This window comes from Cellulomonas sp. P2_B4 (assembly GCF_056404795.1).
The window spans coordinates 1-21050 of sequence record NZ_JBFUDI010000011.1 but is presented as its reverse complement, the minus strand read 5'-3'; the positions used below and the strand labels follow the sequence as shown (position 1 = coordinate 21050).

Sequence of the window (21050 nt, the reverse complement as noted above, 5' to 3'; positions counted from 1 at the left end):
TCGCGGCCGCCATGATGTGAGCGTGGCTGACACTGATGCACGTGACACGCGTGCGGTGATGCGCAAGATCCCGAAGGCGCGCTTCGACGCTCTCGCCGCCTTCGCCCGGGAGGCCGGCTTCGAGTCGTTCGTCGATGAGCTTGCGTGGTTCGCTTCCGAGGATGAGAAGGTGATCGCCGTCGCGATCCGCGACACAGACGGCGAGTTCTCCGGACAGCTCCTGGCGCGCGATCTGAACGAGCGGTATCGCTGGGTTGCGGCGACCGGCTATCACACACAGATCAACGACTTCATGGCGGATCTGCGAGCGCAGATCGCGTCTGCTGACGCGGCCTACGAGCAGATACGGGTGCAAGGCGACGAGACGGGCGTGGCCGTCGATTTTTTCGCACCAACCGTCAAGCGGAAGCGTCTGCACCCCAGCTTCCAACGGCTCTCCGACGGCGAAGGGTTTGTCGCGGCCCGACGGATGATCACCGAGCTGATGCGCTGGTACGACGACGTCGACGGAAACTTCGTCGAGCAGTTTCAGACGACCGGATTCGACCAGCGCACGTGGGAGCTGTACTTGTTCGCGGCCTTCAAGGATGCGGGCTTCAACGTCGATCGGCCTGACCCTTCTCCGGATTTCCTCGTGACCGGTCCGGGCGTGAAGTACGCGGTCGAGGCAGTCACTGCCAACCCCACCGTCGGATCGGACGGCACGCCCGTCGCGAGCCCTCGGCACCAGCCCGGCTACGACGAGAGCAGCTACCGGCGTGACTACCTGCCGTTGAAGTACTCCGGACCGCTGACTGCCAAGCTCAACATGCGGTACTGGACGTCCCCGCCGGCCACCGGTGTCCCACTAGTCTTCGCGATCCAGGACTTCCACGACGTTATGTCGATGACCTTCTCCGGCTCGGCATTGCCGACGTATCTGTACGGGTACTCGTACACCGCACAGACCCTCCCGGATGGAAGGACCGTGGCAGTGCCGGAGCAGATCACCGAGCACATGAAGGGCAGCACCCCGATCCCGTCGGGCTTCTTCTCCATGCCCGACGCCGAGAACGTCAGCGCTGTCATCTTCAACGCCAGCGCCACGATCTCCAAGTTCAACCGGATGGGCGTGCTCGCCGGATTCGGGTCGGACGACGTCACCTTGATCGTCAGCGGGTTGGCGCTTGATCCGACACCTGGAGCGGGTAAGCCGCTGCCATTCTCGCGAGTAGTCGATGCCGAGTACACGGAGACCTGGGTCGACGGCATGGATGTCTACCACAACCCGCGAGCCGTTCGTCCCCTAGCCCCGGATGCGCTGCCGGGCGCGACGCATCACATGCTGCAGCCCGATGGCTCGATCCGCAGTGTCGGACCTGCCGAAAGGGTGTGGGGGTCGATCACCCACATCTTGGTGCGGCGTGACGGCGACGGCGGGGACGAGCAAAGCGGCACCACGGTGATCTGAGCGTCGATGGCCAGTGGGATCCGCCTGATTTCGGGGGGCAGCCCGTCTAGCATCAGGCGAGGAACCGATAGTCCGTGACCCTCACGGCAGCAGACTCGGGTGGGCCATGCGATTTCAAACATGCACCAAGTCCGATCGACCAACTTCCAAGTCGCCTGACGGTGTCTATCTAGAGGCCGACGCGTGGGATGACTATGGGTACAAGACCCTCTGGACGTTACTCGTGGTCAAAGATGGCCGAGTAGAAGAGGTCGGCGGGGTCAAGATCGGCGATCAGTTCGACAGTCGCCGGCCGGACCTGCCTTCGGAGTTCTCAGAGTTGTCCGATGTCTACTTCTCGCTCGGCCAAGACGAGGACTATTACGAGCGCCTGAACACATTGGGCTCCGCTGAACGCGCCGACATTCTTGGAGGCCTGAACGACGTTGCGCTTGACCTAAAGCGTTTTCGTCGGGTCGAGCAACTGGACGTCACTCGGGTATCGCTCCTCCGGTGGGTGACCGAAGTGGCGGTGCAGACTCAGTTGCACCGAATGGCTATTGGCGGCGCCAAGCTGTCGCCCTACTCGTTTTGGTACGAGTCGCCCGAGCGTGATCGCTACGGGCAGGTCGTGAACCCCAGCCAACTGGACTTCGAGGTCGACCCTGCCTCAAGGCCCCGGACGAACATTCATGTCCTCATCGGGCGCAATGGCGTTGGCAAGTCATACATCCTCAATGACATCGCAACCGCACTGACGGGGAGAGAGTCGGCCGGGCTGGTGCGCTTTACCCAGCCCAACGACGACAAGTTTGCCAATCGGTTCGCTAACGTCGTGTCGGTAGCGTTCAGCGCCTTCGATGCCTTTGAACGACGACGCCAGTCGACCGCGGCGAGCGCCCTGAGGCACCACTACATTGGATTAAAGAACATTCCCACCTCGGCCGGCGATAAGCCGCAAGGGCTGAAAGACCATGTAACGATCGCACGCGATTTTTCCGTCAGCCTCGGAAAACTGGAGAAGGGTGGAAGAATCGAGCGATGGACTCGCATCCTGAGCCCACTTCTCAGTGATCCACTCTTTGCTGAGCTTCTTCAGCGGCTGAGTGAGAAGTCAGGGGAAGCGCTTCGCGAACAGGCGCGGAAAGTGTTTGCCGAGCTGAGTTCCGGACACAAACTGGTGCTGCTCACGCTGACCCGACTGGTGGAGACGGTCGAGGAAGCGAGTCTTGTTTTGATCGACGAGCCCGAGTCCCATTTGCATCCGCCCCTACTTTCAGCATTCATGAGCGCTTTGTCTGACTTGCTGGAGGAGCGCAACGGCGTAGCGATTGTCGCGACGCATTCGCCCGTTGTGTTGCAGGAGGTCCCACGCTCATGCGTGTGGAAGCTCATGGGCTCGGCGGGCGAACTGGCTGTGCGTCGTCCGGCCATGGAAACGTACGGGGAGAACGTCGGGACCCTGACCCAGGAAGTTTTCGGCCTCGAAATCACGGAGGCCGGGTTTCATAGAGCACTGGCCGACTTGGTGATGGAACATCCGACGGCAACTTACGCCGATTTGCTTGGCGTGATGGACGGGCAGTTGGGCGCAGAGGCGCGTGCTCTCCTGCAGTCGATGGTCTACTTCTCGAGGCGCTAGCGTGCTCCTAGCAAGTAGGCCGTCGTGTACGGCACGGGAGGTATTCGAGGCATGCTGTGCGGGCGTTAGGGATGCACACCGCAAAGCTCGGCTAGCCCCCAACGCGCCGAAGGTCGAAACGGCTGCCGCCGACTACACGACTGCGGCAGACCACGGCTCCCTTCACGCCATCGTTGCGGCTTCCTACGAGCCATACGGGGCCGCGACGGTCGACGACTTCGTGTGGCTGTACGAGCAGCGCTTGGTCAAGGGTGGCGCCGGTCGCGGGTACTACGAGGCGATCCGGACGGGTAATCGGGATGAGAGATGCGCGCTCTGCAACGCGAAACAGGCGTCGACGCTCGATCATCACCTTCCGAAGACTGAGCACCCGATCTTCGCGGTTACCCCCGAAAATCTCTTGCCTGCGTGCAGGGACTGCAACGCGGCAAAGCGCGCGAGCCTCAGGCCAACCCTCAATATGTACTTCGATGACCTCGGTCCGGGTGCATGGCTCAGGGCCGTCATTCAGCCCACTGGCGGCATCTTCGTTCCTGACTTCGAACTCGTCGTGCAGCCAACGTGGTCGACCGCACTCGCCGACAGAGCGCAAGCACACTTCGAGATCTTGGACTTGCGGTCCATGTACTCGTTCGAGGCCGTCCGACACCTCGTGGGCATCCGCGTCCAGCTTGCCGGGCTCCTGGCGGCCGGTGGCGCCGCTGCCGTGCAATGGCACCTCCAGGAGGCGGCCGCGTCGTGGGCCGCAAACGACCCCAACTCCTGGCAAGCCGCGATCTACGCGGCGTGTGCGGATTCGACTTGGTTCTGCGAAGGCGGATTCAGGGGCTGACGCAGCACGGCTGCGCTTCGGGTCGGCGATCCAGCAGGAGCGCATGTGGGAGTCAGTAACCGGGCCCTAGCTCGACGCCGTGCTTGGCGACGTTGATCTCGATGACTAACACGCAGCGCGTCGAACGGATGGTGCATATGCAAGATCGTCTAGTCAGCCCAGCCCAGCTCGCAGTGCTGAGGTGGATCGCCGCCGGCGCACACGCTGGCGAGGAGCCGTCGGATACTTACAAGACCTCAGCGGTGGCACTGCAGGGCCGCGGATTGATCGCGTTGCGTCGCAGCCCGCGGTGGACCGCCACTATTACCGATCGCGGCTCATACTTCCTGCTGCACGGCGCGTACCCGCGGAGATCCGCGGGTATCTCGGCGGCGGAGTCACGAAGGGTCTCCTGCGACGCGAAGCCGTTGAAGCGGCGGCGCGTACCGGAGGTTGCCGTCGTGTCGAGCCTCGACGATCCCCACAGGGTTCTCCGGGCTGCGGTCCGCAACCCAGCAGGTCGGCTGGGATTGTCCGACAAGCAGAACGAGCGTTGTCTGCTCATCGCTCAAACCCTGCTGAGGGAGGCCGACGAGCGAGGTTTCACGATCGCCGGGGGCGACTCCATGCGGCCGCGCGCCGATCCCGGGCGGCGGCCGCCCGGCACGGGAGTTCTGTTCCAACTAGATGCCGGACACTCGCCCGTCGGTATCGGCTTCAGCATCAAGCATCGGCAAGTGGAGCACGTTCCCACCGCTGAGGAGAGCGCACGCAAGGCCCGGCTCGGCTGGTCCTACGCGCCGCGATACGACTACGAACCGACCGACGTCCTGCGGATAGATCTGTTCGTGGCGGGCCGTCGCGACCATCGGATCGAGGACGGGTCGTACCCGATCGAAGATCGCTTGCACCTCATCTTGGCGCGGATCCCGTTGACTTCGCAGCGTGCGGTGGCGGCGGAAGAAGCGGCTCTGGCTCGGCAGGTTCAGGCTGTCGCCGCCGCAGAACGGGCACGGGAACAGCAGCGACTTCGCTCTGAGTACGACCGGTGGCTATCGCTGCTGCAGTCGCAGCACGAGCTCTGGAAGTACCACCGCTCGCTCGCGACGTTCGTCGCCGAGCTACGCGATGCGGCAGACGGGCTGCAGCCGAGCGAGCAGCGAGATGCGGCGCTGGCGTTTGCCCGGTGGGCGCACGAACTGGTCCTCGCCACGGATCCAGTAGGCAGCGGAATCCGGCCACCTCAGACGTCGGAGGTGCCAGGCCTCTCCCATGCGGAGCGATTCAGCCGTGAGGTTCTGACACAGCCGGTCACGCCCGGGTTTGGACGATCTACGGGATCGATGGGTTGGTAGATCCACTGTCAGTGCTCGCCGCTACGTCCCCACACGCAGGAACATTTCGGCACCCAGCAGGGGCCACTTCCACGAGAAAGTGGGCGTCCTTCGCTCCCGCGCGCGAAGGGACAGCACTCCCGATCATGCGGTTGGCCTTCAGCGCGATCTCAACCACCATCACGGACTCAACCACCTCGGTTTGGGATGGTGCCCACGTGATTGATCGGGACGGGCGCGGCTATCAAGTACCTGTCGGCGTGAGCCCGCCGGGGATGAGGTGTGTCACCCCCGGCGCGTTCCAGGGCTTCTCGACCGGCCGTGGGGGGAGTCATCGCGCTGGTTTCGGACGACGCGGGCAAGATGAGAGCCATGCCCGATCTTGGAGCCCCGCTTCAGCAGGTTCTGCAGGACAAGTTGCTGAACGTCGGTGACTACCAGCGCCCTTATGCGTGGGAAGCGAAGCAGCTTTCCGACCTGTGGGCGGACATCGATCTGCTGGGATCCCATCCGCACTACACCGGAACTCTCGTGCTCCAGGACATGGGGTCGACCAAGACGACGCGCTCGGGCCAGGTACTCACGCTGTTCGATGTCGTCGACGGCCAGCAACGCCTGACCACCTGCGTCGTCCTGCTGGATCGACTTCGGCGCGTCCTTCGCGACCAAAACGACCCCGACGCACAGGAAGCTGCCCACGATCTCGACCGCCTGGTGTACGTCAATGTCGACGGCGTACGACGACCACGCCTGGAACTCGGTGGCGACTTGCGCGAGTTCTTCGCCGACTCGATCCTCGGCGACGACGCCCCGGAAGGCGCTCATCTCCAACTCGGTGCCAGAAGGCTCCTGGCCGCCGGCCAGTACTTCGACGAACAGATCACTCGCCTGACGGCCGATGTCGCTCCCGAGATCGGCCTCACCCGTCTGCTGGCCCTCCGCGCGAGAGCTAGCCACCAACTGCGGTTCCTGGTGTACAGCGTCGAAAGGTCAGACGAGGTCGGAGTCTTATTCGAAACAGTGAACGGCCGGGGCAAGCCCCTGACCGAACTGGAGAGAGTCAAGAACTACCTTCTGTATCTCTCCAGGCAGCTGAACGACGTCCAGCGGGACGACGTGGCGACCAATATCAACCGCTCTTGGTCGACCATCTTCAGCAATCTCGGTCGGGTCGGCCTGCGCGACGATGCGCTGTTGCGCGCCCACTGGCTCGTGACCCAGGACGCCAACACCCGGAACTGGCATGGCGCGGACTCCGTCAAGGCGAAGTTTCCGCGGTCGGCCTATGTCCCGGGGAGCAGTCGCCTGATCGGGGCAACCGAACCAGTCGCGAGCCCGCCGGACGACGACAGCCTCTATCTGACCCTCGACGCGTATATCAACTCGCTGCGCAGGAGCGCTGGGATCCTCGCCGACGTGCACGATCCATCTGCGACGTATCCGGGCTATCCCTCTGCAGGTTCACAGATTGCACAGACCACGGCGGCGCTCCGGCGAAGTGGCTCCGTAGCCTCATTCCACCCCCTCCTGCTTGCGGTGCGTCTGGCCCACGGTGCGGACGCCGGGCTGTATCTACGCGTCGTCAACTTCTGCGAGAGATTTTCTGCCCGCGTGTGGGCGATTCGCGGTCTGCGATCTAACGCTGGCGAGTCATCGATCCGCTGGGCGGCCCGCGATCTGTTCACAGGAACCACGCCCGACGAGGTCCTGGCCGGTTTGGAGCAGCGGCTCTGGCAACTCGCCCCCGACGAGGACACCAGGTCGAGCTTCGGGATCACCGTTCAGTGGTACCCGCGCTCCACGGCCCACAAGTTCCTCCTCTATGAGTACGAGCTCTCCAAGCAACGCGACGCGAGCGACCTGCCCCAGTTCGGCGACATCACCGCGAAGGGCAACAAGACGACGGAACACATCCTTCCGCAGACTCCCGCTGCTGACTCCGACTGGTGGAAGAGCTTCACGCGCGAGCAGCACGCGAAACTTGTACACGGCATCGGAAACCTGGTCTTGACGCGAGACAACTCGAGGTATGGGAATCGCGACTACCTCGATGGCGAGGACGGGCGCCGCGGAAAGCGAGGTCGCGAGGGGCAGTCCGAACCCTGGTGCTACTACAGCGAGTCGAACTTGGCGCGAGAGCGGGAACTGGCCGTCCAGTTCAGCGAATGGACCCCCGCCGCGATCGAGCGTCGAGCCGCCGACATCGCAGCATGGGCTTTGACGCGGTGGCCGGCGCATCGGCCCGCGACTCCCGAAGTGGACGTCGATGACGACCGCATCATTGAGGACGAGGAGGCTGACCCCGAGGAGGATCTGGAGTAGGCCCGGGGTCGCCACATAACTTGTCGCACAGTTCATCCGCGCGTGGATGAAGGCAGCGCTCGGGCGAGATCGCCGAGGCGGCGGTCGGGACGATGCAGATCCGGCGGGCAGTGCTGCGGGCGCGGTTGACGTGGGACGACCCGACCGTGACGTCGAGCTTCCGCATTGTGAAGCTCGCGCACCGAGTCCGCTGACTGAGGCGGAGGCCGATCTGGTGTGGCTGCACGCAGGGGCTGCCGGCGGTCGGTTCACCCGCCACGCGGGACTGCAGCGTTGCTGTTCTCGGGCGCGCACAGCGGCGAGGTCGGCCACATCACGGTCGCCGACCTGGACATTGTCAACGCGGAAGTCTGGTTGCACGGCACCTCCAGGTACACGCCGCGTCACGTCAGCGTCGCAGTGAAGCATCTCGCGCCTGGGCCGCCGGCTCACGTCGCGAGGACGAGCGGATCGTCGTGCGCGTGCGGTATCCGGCGCTTTAGCGTGCCACGCGCTCGACCAGCGCCTGCATCGTCCGTTCGGATCCGCCACATCCGAGCTGCTCGTCGCGCCATGCGAGGTTTCGGGCTGAAGGCCGAGATGCCAGACGAGACCCTTCACGACGAAGACGGATGGACGTCGACCTTCGGAGGGTCGACTTCGCGGCCATGTCGATCCACCGCGTCCGCCATGCGGGGATTCGTGAACGAACCACGGGAAGCGTGTGATGGTCTCGACAAGAGGGACCGCACCCCGCGGCCAGGTCTTGTCTGAGGCTGTCCTGGTGCCGAAATACCCCCTAGATCAAGGAGGACGATTGGCAACCACGGACAGACACGACTGGAGCACAGCGGCTCGGGACCAGTTCTTCGGTTCCGAGTCACCCGTGGAGGATCCGTCGCCCGCCCATCGGCGGGCAGTCGCGGCCTGCCGAGCGACTTTCACCGCGGCGTGCGACCTTTCGCACGACGCCGTCTCCGCCGACGAGACGACCAGGCAGTTTCTCGACGTCCTGACGCCGATGGAAGTCGCCGACGCACCGCGGACGGGTGCGCCGATGAGAATCGTGTTGATGGGGCGGACGATGGCCGGCAAGAGCACCCTGCTTGCGGCGCTCACAGGCAGCTCTGCGGAGCGGATCGGGGACGGTCGGCAGCGATTCTCGCGTGACGTGTTCGCCGCCCCCGCGGTGGGCATGCACGGCATTGAGATCGTTGACACCCCGGGGGTCGGTGCCAAGGACGGCGCGGATGACGTCGCCATGGCCATGGCTGAGGTTCCCGGCGCCGATCTCGTGCTGTGGGTCGCGAGCAACGACTCGTTCCAGGAGGAGACCGCACAGGCGCTACGTGCGGTGGCTCTGCACGGCAAGCCGATCGTTGTGGCACTGAACTGTCGCGCACCACTCTTCGACGATCTGGACCGCGAGGACTTCCTTGACGACAAGGATTCCGTGTACGCCGAGCACGAGGGTTACTTCGACGTGATCCGTTCTCATCTGTCCGCTGCCGCCGTTCGCCCCGTCGCCGAGGTGATGCTGCACGCCGAGGCCGCCCGGCAGGTGTGCGCGGACGGCGACGGAGGTGCGGATCTGATGGAAGCGAGCCGCATTGGCGCCCTGCTCAACGTGCTGGAACAGGAGAACCAGTGCCGTCGCGCATCCCGGCGGGTACTTCGCGAGGCCGACGCGGTCCGGTCCCCGGCACAGGCACTCAGCGAAGCTCTCGGTGTTGTGGAGCAGGGGACCCGAGAGGTCGTCAGTGTCGGGCGCGGGATGCGCGAAGACCAGGAGCGTCGGACTGCACGCCAGGTCGACGCCAGCCTGCAGACGATGGAGGACGACGTCACACGCCTCGTCGGCGGGCGGCAGGGATGGCACCAGGACATCACGGACTTCGGCCCGAAGGTCGCCGAGCAATGGGACAAGGAACAAGCAGCTCTGGTCACCGAGCTCGACGACGCCCTGGAGGCGCGGCTCAAGTACCTGTGGCGAGCGATCGAGGCATCAGCGATTGCCGCCGAGCGCGAATGGACGACCGCCATCCGCCCGCACCTGAAGGTCACCGGCGTGCGTAACTTCCGTGGGCTGTGGAAGGGGAAGGCCGCCGGAGCCGTCGTCGGGGCAGGCGGGACGCTCGGCGCCATGGCGCTTGGCGCGTGGGTGGGCTCGTTCGCTGGCCCCGCGGGCACGGTCGTCGGCGCCCTCGTCATGGGCATTGGCTCGCTGCTCGTCACACCGGTGCGCAGGAGAGTCCAGTCAATCTTCACGAGCAAGGCGAAGATTCTGGAGGCGAACCGTGAGCTGCTGCGGACCGAGATCGCCAAGATCCTCGACCAGCTCGAGGACCAGGCGCGGGCCGAGGTGTCGGCGACCATCGCCGGTGTTCGGGAAGCACTTGCAACTGCCCGCATTGCCGGATCGAACGCCGAGGCCGCCGCACTGGCCGTGGCCGACCTTCTGGCTTGTCAGCAGCGGGTGGTCGACGACGCAATCGCCACCCTGGACCACGAGACGGTCCGCTGCCTGCTGCGCACAGACGGCCGGCCTCGCCTGGCTACGGCCGTCGGCAAGGCGACCCGCCTCCCCGGGGTCTGCATCGCAGTTGAGGTGGCCGATGACGCGCTCGCAGAGGCATGGCTGTTCCCGCCGTCCTCGCCCGAGCTCCTGACCTTTGGTCGCACACCACCGCCCGGCCTTCCGGGAGCCCACGCGACGTCCTACGTCTTGGGTCTGACCGAAGAGGTTCCGGTCTCCACCCACTGCCGTCCCCACGGCACCACCGTCACAACGAACGCACCAGCGCCGGACCAAGTACTGCAGGCATGGTCCGCAACCCTGTCTGACCACCTGGCAACCACGGTGGAGATCGCACGACCAAACGCACCGAGGAGCATGTACGCATGAACGACCTCCTGTACCACTCCGCCCCAGCCGTAGCGCGCGACCTCTCGGAGCGACTCGTCAAGGTGATCGGCGAGCATCTACCCGAGGAGGCGCCGAGGCTCCGACGAGAGCTGGCTGTCGACGAACACGAACGTCCCCGGATGGTCGTGACCGGGCAGTACAGCAGCGGCAAGTCGACCTTGATCGAGGCACTCACGGATGGCGCGTACCAGGTCCCGTCCGGCCCAGGGGTCACGACGGAGGACGTCACGGTCTTTGAGTGGGACGGATTGGTCGACTTGGTCGACACCCCAGGCGTCCAGGCTGGACAGCCGGAGCACGACGAACGCGCCGAGGACGCCCTGCGCTCCGCCGATCTTGTGCTGTTCACCGTCACCGCTGAGCTGTTCGACGACCGTTTGGTCGAACACTTGCGGCACGTCACGGAGGATCTGCGAAAGGCGCCGCAGCTGCTCGTGGTCGTCACCAAGTGCCGGAGTCTCCCGGAGGCCGAAGGAGTGCGGGAGGCCGCGATCCGTGACGCTCTCGGCAGCTTCGCCGACCTCGTGCCGTGGGTCCAGTGCGACGCCAAGACCTACCTGGAAGGACGACAAAAGGCGGACCCGGCCGGCGCCGCGCGCCGCATCGCGGCGTCGAGGATGGAGGACGTCCGGGACACGATCAACGGGGTTGCACGGGCGCGCGGTGACCTGGCCCGCTACCGCGTGCCGTTCCAGCAAGTCGCCCTCGTCGCGGCCGAGGCGCTCGCCGCGCTCGTGGGTGACCCCAATGAGGAAGCGGTCCTGACTGTCCTCGCTCGCCAGCGCAACGCACTAACCACGCGCCGCGGGCTCGTGGACTCAGCCCTCGAACGGCAGGCGACGGAGTTCCGCACGGCGTGCATCCGGTCGGCCGAGCGCCTCGCCGACACGGTGGAGCTGATCGAGGAGTCAGCGACCCACGACTGGTATCGGCTCGAAGCCGCCTCCGAGACTCTGAACGACGAACTGGGCGCCGCGGAGCAGAGGTTTGTGGACGGGGTGCGCGCTGTTCTGGACTCCCAGCTGGCCGACTTCACCTCCGAGGTCCGGGAGATCGAGGCGTCACCGTACGCTCGCCAGCTGCTCGCCCTGGACGTCCAAGTGGACATCGAGAAGCAGAACACGTCGGTAGACCCAGGCCTGGGACACCAGCCGGGTCGCACGCAAAAAAGCATCCCGACTTGGGGTCCGAAAGCGGCCCAACATCTGAAGGACTTCCAGAAGGTATGGGGCGCCGGTGACGGCATCAAGAAATCGGCCGGCAGTGCGGGGCACAAGATTGTCTACGACGCAGGAAAATACCTGAAGGTCAACTTCAAGCCGTACCAGGCTGTGCGCTGGGCAAACAACATCGGGAAGGTTGCCAAGTACGGCAGCTTTGTCCTGCCCGTTGCCCTTGAACTGTATGCGGTCGTCAGCGAGGAGCGTAAAGAGGTACGCGTCGCAAACGAGAAGATGCGCCGACGGAACGCCCTGCTCGGCCGCATCCTTGCGCAGTGCGATGACACCTCGAGGACCATGCTTGCCCACGTGCGGGGTGTCCTCGACGACGACTTCGGCGAGGAGCTCCGTGCGGTCGACGAGATGAACCGTTCGGTGCGCGACGCGAGCACCCTTCGCTCGGACCTGTCTCGCGAAATCGGCGCGATCCAGCTCGAAGCCCAAGCAATGCTCGATCAGCTCGGGTATCTCGCGCTGGAGGCATGAGCGTCGGCGTGTGGGGCGTTGCCTTGGAGCCCTGGAAGTCAACATCGTGCTGAACGGCCGGCCCTCTGTGGCGCGCGCTCCCAAGGTCGCACAGCGCCCTCAAGCCTGTCCGTGATTCGAGATCAGTTGTCTCGCCTGTTAGCACGCTAGCGTGCTACCTGCAGGTTTGCCCGCTCTCGCGCCATCCTAGGCTCTTCCAGGAAGCCTCGCCAGAGTGTCACGCTGCCGCCCATGCAGCGACCCTCGACCTCCTGGGCACCGCGATCCAGGTGCAGCCAAGACAGCCCACGCGCCCGATCGGCGGATTGGACATGAGCGGCCCCGAGGTGGGCGCTGCGAACGCGACGCCTCCGATCTCTGGTGATGTCGTGTTGCCCCGGCGCGTCGTTCTGGGAACGGACACTTACCCCGTTCGGATCCTGGTGCCAGGGTGCGCGCCGATCGGTCTGAGCGGGAATCTGATGGAGGCGCTGTTCGCCCACGGGCTGCGCGTCGGGTCCCGGTCACACCTGGACGCGCCGCAGCCTGAACCGCAGGTTGTGGATGGCCCGACGAAGTTTCTGGTCGGGGACTTCGATCTCGGTGTCGAAACAGGCATGCGTGCAGTGCGGATCGGGCTCGAGCACGCCCTCGCCGCGACACTCGCCGCCCTGAGCGGCACAGCCGTGGTGGCTGCCCTCCCTTCGGACGAGGACGAACCGGACGCGGACGGCGCGGGTCTTCCCCGCCTGGACGTGGACGCGCGTCGGCGGGCGGCGCTGGCTCACCTGCGGAACCTGCGCACGCCGGAGGTGAGCGTAGAGATCGCCGACTTCGAGGCGGAGTTCGACCGGCACTTCGCCCTGGTCGAGCACGGCACTCGGCTGGTGCTTCTCAGGAACGGGCAGCCGGTGGTTGAGGCAGTCCCCTGGGAGATCTTCCGCGCCGAGCAAGAGGCACGCGCCTGGACTTCCTTGGCGTTCTGGACGTCTTGGGTGCGGGGGCGGTTCGAGTCGGACCGCTATGTGGAGATGGTCGACGAGCTCATGACGATGCCCGACGAACCTGGCCACCGTGCCGGCGAGACGACCGCTGCTGGACCTGAGACACCCGCACCTGCCGGTCCGGCGGTGACCGGGAGGACTCCGATGCCATCACCTAGCCCCGGGGAACCGCAGCCGTCGTACGACGCAGGCCGGTCGGCGGGTGCGACGCCCGTCGGTTCTGGGGCGGGGACGGTGCAGGCGCGGGTCGAGCTCGGACCCGACGCGACGGTGACGTTCGAGTCCGACCGTGAGGAGCCCGCGGTCCTGGAACCGGACACGCTGACCGGGCTGTTCATGGCGGGTCTGCATGCCCCGCCCCGGGAGCGGTCCGTCAAGCCGTCTGGGTCGGCTCGGCTGGTGCTCGATGGCGATGCCCGGTTTCTGGTTGGCACCCTCGACCTGGGCCGGAAGCGCGGCATGCGGGTGATTATGCGTGGTCTGGCGTTCGCTCTGGATGCCGTCAAATCCGAGCTCGATGTCCACGACACGGTGCCTCCCCAGGAGTCGCCGGAACCGGCGCCTGAGGTCGCGCGGGGCGCGGCGCCTGAACCGGGGCCGATGTCGGTGACCGAGCTCGCGGGCTCCTTCGACGATGTGTTCGCGCGCGTCGTGGCTGGGGAAGACGTGACCATCGCTGCACGGGGCCGGCCGGCCGCCGCGCTCGTCTCATGGCGCCGGTACAGCCGACTGCGTGAACTCCTGGCCCGGCTCGACGCTGCGCAATGGGCGGCCGCCGCGGACGGGCGTTTCGACCCCGAGGTCTACGCCGGCGCGCTGCAGGACCTCAGGGTGGAGACCACAACCGCGATCCCCAGCACCCCGGATCCGACGCGTGGGGGTGGCGAAGATGATCGTTGATTTGTTCCGGGCCGGTCTGACTTTGGTGACCACGGCCAGCGGCTCACGGCATCTCGTTGACGCGTCCGACCCTGACCGTGCGGTCACCGTTACCCGGGTGACTGTCGACGCCCGCGACCCCAGCAAAGGCTTCATGCTTGCCGACCTGCGCCGTGACGGCACACCGATCCGGCTCGCCGCGGTGCAGCACCTGAGCAACGGAGAGCTGGCTGGCGGTGTCGTCGTCGGCCTGGACATGTACCTCGTACTCGAACCACTGGGCGAGGACGCGGCCTTCACGTTGCGGCGCACCACCCCCGTCGTCGCCGTCGAGCTCATAGGTGATGAGATGCCGGCCCAACATGCTTGACGACGACGAATCGGTTCGGGAACAGCCGCGTCGCCTGCCTGCCGTGGCCGAGGCGGTCCGCACCTACCGGCGTCATCGCACCCACGCGGGCCCAATCCGACTGGTCGCCCGATCCTGTCTGGCGTTCGGATCGGCCGTTTCCATCCGCGTGCTGCCATGAACGCCCTACCCGAACCGTTGCAGTCCCGGATGCTCGCCGCTGGGGAGACCTGGCTCGTGTGGTGCGCGACGCACGGCGTGAACCCCCTGGACACCACAGTCGACGAGCTCGCCCGCGCCGCGCTCGACCTGCACGCGTGCGGTGGCACGGAGACGGAGGTTCTCGATCTGATCGACCAGGTCGGGTTCATGTCCGGGCTGTGGCGGACCACCGGATGGCGGCACCTGCGGCGAACCGTCACCTTCGCCGACGAACTCGAGGGAGGGGCGCAGAACGTCACCCCGGACTCCAGCGGAACCCAGCGCACCCACGGCCCGGGGCAATGCGCAGGCGACCGCGCGTGCCCGATCCACCGCCCGTTGGACCACCCGCTACGCACAGCGCCGCTGGCGTGGCGCGACGACGGGGAGCTACTCGAGCGGATCTGCGCGCACGGTGTGCACCACCCCGACGTGGACAGCCTCGCGTACCTGGAACGAACCCACCCATCAACCCACCACCTGCAAATCGAGCGGCACGACTGCGACGGCTGCTGCGGAACGGAGGCCTAGATGACCAGCGAACCCCGTCCACGGGACAGCGCCCGGCGCCGCTCGATCTTCGGCCTGCCGCGTCTCTCCTCGGCATGGGCGGCGAGGCGGCGGATGCTGGCCTGGTGGAGCGGGACGATCCTCGTCGGAGCCGTATGCCTTCTCCAGGTCGGTCTGCTCTTGGCGAAGCACGCCGACATCGACGACATCGCAACTCCGGTTCTCTGTCTCGTCGCGTTCGTTGTGCTCCGCCTGTCCGCACGCCTCGAGTACAGGAGGGGCTGGCGCAACGGGTTCGAGGAGGCACAGCGGATGGCTTTGCAAGACAGCCACGGGCTCACGCCTGACGTGGTCGTCCGCGCGGCGATCCACGGCGACCCGACGCCGGAACCGTGGCACCCGCACGTCCCCCTCTTCGGCCGCCGCACCCCGCAAGGCGACGGCGGATCATGACCGCAACGGAACCCCGTCAGAGCCTGAAGGGTCAGCCTCTACGGGTTGACTGAATCAGTGCAGCTGGGGCGACTCGATGCGGAGCCCGCGAGATACCGACGCGACTTCATCGTTCGTCTGGCGCTAGCTCGACCGCACGCCACGAGACTCATGTTGCGGTGCGTGTCGCCGTCGGCGATCGCCAGGGGAGGACCGCGGGGCGTCCAGTCGTGCACAGGCATCGCGCTCCACCGTCTGGGTTTGGGCTCGATGACGAGGGCTTTGCCTCGCTTGGGCGGTTGGATCCCCGGTTGCACCCGGTGAGACCGGGCAAGACCCGGTAAAGCGGGGCTTCGCTCGGTACGGTGGGCAGCGTGCCACTCGACTCCACGCACCGCCCGGGAGGACGTTCACATCGTGCCTGACCCGTGGCTGTCCGCTGATGCCATCGCCGCTCACCTCGGCGTTACCAAGGACACGGTCTACGCGCTGATCGCCGAAAAGGGCATGCCAGCTCACAAGGTCGGTCGGCTGTGGAAGTTCCAGGCGAGCGAGGTCGACGAGTGGGTTCGCGGCGGGAGCGCGGCGTCACCAAGCGTCGATGACACCACGACCTCGCCGGGCGCGGGGCGTGAGCGCTGATGTCAGTCCTCGACGATACGTTGCTCGACTTGCCTGAAACCGGGAGGGAAGGAGGTGAACGACGTGGGTGAGGTCTCGCGCTACGCACTGTCGTTCACCACCGGTGCGTTGCTCGCGCGCGAGGCTGCCGTGCTCGCACCCCTGCACGACCAGTACCGCGACTGGGAGCAGGTCCGCCACCAGGCCGTTGACGGCAACCTGCTCCAGGCCCGGACCCGGGCTACCGCCTTGCGACGTGCGCGCGAGACGGTCAAGCGGCTGTCCGTCCTGACCGATGACGAAGTCATGCTCGTCGTCGACGCCACGGCTTCCGAGCGCGCTCACGTCATGTGGGTCGCGGCCTGCCGCCGGTACGCGCTCATCGGCGAGTTCGCCGAGGAGGTACTTCGAGAGCGGTTCCTGGTGCTCGCACCGACGCTCGGGCACGACGACTTCGACAGCTTCGTGCGCTCCAAGGCGCTCTGGCACGACGAGCTCGCGCAACTCAAGGAGTCCACCCTGCACAAGCTGAGGTCGAACGTGTTCCGAATGCTTCAGGAGGCCGGGCTCCTTTCCGCGGCCGGGCACATCACACCTGCGGTGCTTTCTATGCGAGTCCTGGACGTGCTCGATGCGAGCACACCGAGCGACGTTCGGTTCTTCCCCAGCAGCCAGGCGACACTCCGAAGGGTGGCGACATGATCCCCATGACCCTGCCCGAGCAGGAGCAGCACCTTTTTGCTGTGCTCGGTGGGCGACGATTCCTGCAGATGGAGGGCCTGAGCAATGAGGTCCCGTTCTTCATCTACCCCTACCCGCCCGAGGACGGCCTTGCGGTGGCGGCCTCCAAGAAGCGGGTCAAGAACCGGTTGGCCGGCGCAGGCGTGACGGTTCTCGAGATCAACCTGTACGACCTGGCGGTCGAGCTGCTCCAAGCCCGTGGTGTGTGGGAGCGCGTGCTGGCTATCGAGCCGGATCAGGACAAGGACGACTTCCGCGAGATGCTCCAGGGGATGCTCGATCCGCAGCTGCACCTCGCCCCAGCGATCCGAGACCGGCTGGCCGGCGAGAGCTTCGACATCGTCTTCCTCACCGGCATCGGCGAGGTCTTTCCCTTCATCCGCTCGCATAACGTGCTGAACAACCTGCAGTCGGTGGTCACCGGTAAACCGATGCTCATGTTCTTCCCCGGCCGCTACGAGCAGTCCGACACGTTGGGCTCCTCGCTCGTATTGTTCGGCCGACTCAAGGACGACCAGTACTACCGAGCCAAGAACATCCTGGAACAGGAAGCGTGAGCCCGATGCAGCTCGACCAGATCTTCGCCAAGGACATCCAGCGTCCGATCGAGGGCGTCATCAAGGCCGACGACGCCGCCCACGTGGGCACCGAGGTCGACGAGTACGTCCTGACCAACGAGGCCGCCAAGGGCCTGGAGATCCTGTTGGAGGAGTACACCTCCTACACCAACGCCAACGGCGTGTGGATCTCCGGATTCTTCGGCTCCGGCAAATCGCACATGCTCAAGATGCTCGCCCACCTGCTCGGCGACGTCGAAGGCCAGGACTACCCGCGCGCGGACGTCTCGGGCAGCTTCCGCGCCAAGACCCTCGACGCGTTCCTGCCAGGGCTGCTCGACAAGGCCGACCGCATCCCAGCTAAGAGCCTGCTGTTCAACATCGACCAGAAGGCCACCCTGATCAGCAAGGACCAGACCGACGCCTTGCTCAAGGTGTTTGTCAAGGTATTCGACGAGAGCCGCGGGTACTACGGCAACCAGGGGCACGTCGCCAGGTTCGAGCGCGACCTCGATAGTCGCGGCCAGTACGAGGCCTTCAAGGACGCGTTCGTGCGCATCGCCGGAATCCCCTGGATTCAGGGACGCGAGCAGAGCGCGCTGGAGGGCCCACACATTGACCGCGCCTTCGCCGAGGTCAACGGCGGGAGTGCGGACGGCATCATCAAGCAATACAGCGCCTCGTACGCAGTCTCGATCGAGGACTTCGCCGACGAGGTCAAGGCCTGGCTCGACCAGCAAGGTGACGCTGGTTTCCGCCTCAACCTCTTCGTCGACGAGGTCGGCCAGTTCATCGGCTCGGACACCAAGCTGATGCTCAACCTGCAGACCATCGCCGAGTCGCTCAACACTAAGTGCGGTGGCCGGGCGTGGGTGTTCGTGACCTCACAGGAGGACATGGACAAGGTCATCGGCGACCGCACCCGCCAGCAGGGCAACGATTTCTCCAAGATCCAGGCCCGCTTCAAGACCCGCCTCAAGCTGACCAGCGCTGACGTCGAGGAGGTCATCCGCAAGCGCTTGCTGGAGAAGAACGACGCCGGAGTCGGTGCCCTGAGCGTCATCTACGACGAGCAGCACGCCAACTTCAAGACGCTGTTCGACTTCGTCGACGGGGCCAAGTCGTACCGCAACTACACAGACGAGGCCCACTTCGTCGGGACCTACCCGTTCGTCTCCTACCAGTTCCCGCTGTTCCAGGCCGCGATCGAGGGCATCTCAGACCACAACGTCTTCGAGGGCCGCAACAGCTCGGTCGGTGAGCGATCGATGCTCGGCGTCGTCCAGCAGGTCGCCAAGGACATCGGCAACGTCCAGGTGGGACAGCTCGCCACGTTCGATGCGATGTTCACCGGCATCCGCGCGTCGCTGAAGTCCGCCGCCCAGCGCTCGATCGACGTTGCCGAACGCAACCTCGACAACCCGCTGGCGGTCCGGCTGCTCAAGGCGCTGTTCCTCGTCAAGTACGTCGAGAGCTTCCAGGCCACCCCCCGAAACCTGACTGTGCTGGTCTACGACCGCTTCGGCCTCGACCTGCCGGCGCTGTCGGACCAGGTCAAGGAAGCCCTGACCGTCCTAGAGACTCAGACCTACATCCAGCGCAACGGCACCACGTACGAGTACCTGACCAACGAAGAGCAGGTCATCGAAGAGGAGATCAAGAACGTCGACATCGACGCCTCCGAGGTCAGCGGCCGACTGTCCAGGATCCTCTCCGGCGACGTGATCAGGACCAGCAAGATCCGCTACGCCAAGAACGGCCAGGACTTCCCGTTCGGCTTCAAGCTCGACGACCAGACCCACGGTCCCCAGAAGGAGCTGGCGGTCCACTTCATCTCCCCGGAGTACCCATACACGCCCGAGGAGATCCGCATGCACAGCGCGGGCAAGGATGAGCTGCGAGTCATCCTCGAGCCGGACGCCCGGGTGCTGTCGGACCTGCGGTTGCTGATCAAGACCGAGAAGTACATCAAGCGCAAGCAAGGCACCTCGATCACGGCGCCCGAGGGCCAGATCCTGCAGACCAAGGGCGCGCTGAACAGCGACCGCGAGAAAGACCTCATCCAGCGGGTCAAGGCCTCCGTGGGCAAGTCATCCCTGGTCATCAACGCCGCCGAGATCACCTCGGGCTCGCAAGACGCCCTGGTTCGGGTGACCGACGGCTTCCAGGACCTGATCAGCCGCACCTACACCCAGCTCAAGCTCCTCGACGGCCGAACGTACACCGAGCAGCAGGTCGCCGGTGCCGCCAACCCGGACAGCGGGCTGTTCGACCCCGCCGAGGCCAGCAGACTTTTCGCTCCGGCGGAGGAGGTGCTCTCGTTCGTCCTGCGCAAGGAGGCGCTCGGCGAGCAGGTCACGGTCAAGACCATCGTCGACAGCTTCACAGCCAAGCCGTACGGCTGGGATCTGGCCTCGATCGAGGTCCTGATCGCCCACCTAGTCGGCACATCCAAGGTCACGCTCACCGTCGATAGCAACGTCTTGAAGCGCTCGGAGGTCGCCCCGGCGCTGCGCAACACCGTGAAGCATGCCCACGCCGTGGTCTCGCCGCAGAAGTCCTTCGACGAGCGCAAGATCGCTGCCTTCCGCAAGTTCTGCACCGACTTCTTCGATGAGGGCAACACGCCCAAGGACTCGCTGGAGCTGGCCCGGCACGGAGCGGACAAGCTGAAGGCCAAGCGCGACGAGCTCAACGCCACGATTACCGGCTCCAAGTTCCCGTTCGTGGTCCAGCTCTCGGCCCCGATCGACCTGCTCGACCAGGTGGTCGGCAAGCCCGACGACTGGTACCTGACCGATTTCAAGCTTGGCGACGACCTGCTCGAGGCCAAGGAGTCCACGATCGACCCGATCCAGGCCTTCCTCAGCGGTGGACAGAAGGCCATCTACGACGACGCCGTCGCCCTGCTAGCCACACATAGCAGCAACCTCGGCTACCTGCCGTCAGGCAGTGACACCACGGTGCGGGCTGCCCTGGACGATCCGAACGCCTTCCGTGGCAACAAGATGGCCCAGCTCAAGCAAGCCACCGACCAGTTGCGCGCTCAGATTGACCACGTTGTCGCAGCCAATCGCAACGAGGTCATCGAGGCCATCGAAGGACGAAAAGCCGAGATCGAGCAGAGCGCCTTCTACGCCAAGGCGACCCCCGACGCCCGCGAGAGTGTGCTTCGCCGGGTCGACCAGACGATCTTCGGTGTTCGTGCCCAGAACCAGGTAGCGCTCATCCGTGAGACCGGCTCGAGTTTCGAGGAGGGCGTGTACCCGAGCCTGCTCGACCAGCTGGCCGCATCCCAGCAGGGCGAAGGAGACGGCGACGGTGGCACACCACCACCACCGCCGAAGCAGACCGTGTCGGTGAAGACCATCTCCGCCGTTGGCGTGTCCGGTGTGCTGGAGACGGAGGAGGACGTCGAGGGCTATCTCGACGCGTTGCGCTCGGCGCTCGTGAAGACGCTGAATGACGGAAAGCGAATCTCGCTCTGATGGAAACCGCACCGCTGAAGTCGTTCGCGACGTGGGCACGCACCTCGCTGATCCGTGAGGTGACAGCCCGGGTTGCCGTTGTGCTGGCGCCTGCCTCGCCCGATCGGGTGGAGCAGCCCAGGGCTGTGGAGTCCCTGGAA

15 protein-coding genes are annotated in these 21050 nt (G+C 65.5%); all 15 read left to right on the top strand.

The annotated features are described in order from the left end of the window. Window positions 1-22: 22 nt before the first annotated feature. Window positions 23-1450: a hypothetical protein gene (locus AC1DZC_RS16640; RefSeq protein ID WP_477044040.1), complete on the top strand. Its 1428-nt coding sequence runs from the start codon at window positions 23-25 to the stop codon at window positions 1448-1450. Window positions 1451-1673: 223 nt separating this feature from the next. Further along, a complete protein-coding gene (locus tag AC1DZC_RS16635; protein ID WP_477044039.1) occupies window positions 1674-3071 on the top strand; it encodes an AAA family ATPase in 1398 nt (465 codons plus the stop codon). Window position 3072: 1 nt separating this feature from the next. Continuing rightward, complete coding sequence (locus tag AC1DZC_RS16630) at window positions 3073-3903, top strand: HNH endonuclease (protein WP_477044038.1); 831 nt, start codon at window positions 3073-3075, stop codon at window positions 3901-3903. Window positions 3904-4004: 101 nt separating this feature from the next. After that, window positions 4005-5237 carry a hypothetical protein gene (locus AC1DZC_RS16625; protein ID WP_477044037.1) on the top strand — a complete coding sequence of 411 codons (1233 nt, stop codon included), beginning with the start codon at window positions 4005-4007 and terminating at the stop codon, window positions 5235-5237. 351 nt (window positions 5238-5588) lie between these two features. Beyond that, entirely contained in the window at window positions 5589-7538 is a 1950-nt protein-coding gene (locus AC1DZC_RS16620) for a DUF262 domain-containing protein (protein ID WP_477044036.1), read from the top strand. An 865-nt stretch (window positions 7539-8403) separates the two neighbouring features. Then, window positions 8404-10422, top strand: a complete 2019-nt coding sequence (locus AC1DZC_RS16615) for a GTPase (protein ID WP_477044035.1) — start codon at window positions 8404-8406, stop codon at window positions 10420-10422. Further along, window positions 10419-12149 (top strand): GTPase domain-containing protein, encoded by a 1731-nt coding sequence (locus tag AC1DZC_RS16610; RefSeq protein WP_477044034.1) that lies wholly within the window; start codon window positions 10419-10421, stop codon window positions 12147-12149. Before AC1DZC_RS16615 ends, AC1DZC_RS16610 begins: the two co-directional genes overlap by 4 nt. 311 nt (window positions 12150-12460) lie before the next feature. Continuing rightward, entirely contained in the window at window positions 12461-14032 is a 1572-nt protein-coding gene (locus AC1DZC_RS16605) for a type II toxin-antitoxin system prevent-host-death family antitoxin (protein WP_477044033.1), read from the top strand. After that, the gene (locus tag AC1DZC_RS16600; protein WP_477044032.1) at window positions 14013-14381 is read left to right on the top strand and encodes a hypothetical protein; all 369 of its coding nucleotides are present in this window, start codon (window positions 14013-14015) and stop codon (window positions 14379-14381) included. The genes AC1DZC_RS16605 and AC1DZC_RS16600 overlap by 20 nt, the downstream gene beginning before the upstream one ends. Before the next feature lie 156 nt (window positions 14382-14537). Further along, window positions 14538-15092 (top strand): hypothetical protein, encoded by a 555-nt coding sequence (locus AC1DZC_RS16595; protein WP_477044031.1) that lies wholly within the window; start codon window positions 14538-14540, stop codon window positions 15090-15092. Further along, window positions 15093-15524: a hypothetical protein gene (locus AC1DZC_RS16590; RefSeq protein ID WP_477044030.1), complete on the top strand. Its 432-nt coding sequence runs from the start codon at window positions 15093-15095 to the stop codon at window positions 15522-15524. Window positions 15525-15920: 396 nt separating this feature from the next. Then, a complete protein-coding gene (locus AC1DZC_RS16585; RefSeq protein ID WP_477044029.1) occupies window positions 15921-16145 on the top strand; it encodes a helix-turn-helix domain-containing protein in 225 nt (74 codons plus the stop codon). Window positions 16146-16199: 54 nt separating this feature from the next. Further along, a complete protein-coding gene (locus tag AC1DZC_RS16580; RefSeq protein ID WP_477044028.1) occupies window positions 16200-16826 on the top strand; it encodes a DUF1819 family protein in 627 nt (208 codons plus the stop codon). Further along, on the top strand, window positions 16823-17422 hold the full coding sequence (locus AC1DZC_RS16575) for a DUF1788 domain-containing protein (protein ID WP_477044027.1): 600 nt from the start codon (window positions 16823-16825) through the stop codon (window positions 17420-17422). Before AC1DZC_RS16580 ends, AC1DZC_RS16575 begins: the two co-directional genes overlap by 4 nt. Window positions 17423-17427: 5 nt before the next feature. After that, window positions 17428-20910: a BREX system P-loop protein BrxC gene (gene brxC, locus AC1DZC_RS16570; protein WP_477044120.1), complete on the top strand. Its 3483-nt coding sequence runs from the start codon at window positions 17428-17430 to the stop codon at window positions 20908-20910. The last annotated feature ends 140 nt before the right edge of the window (window positions 20911-21050 follow it).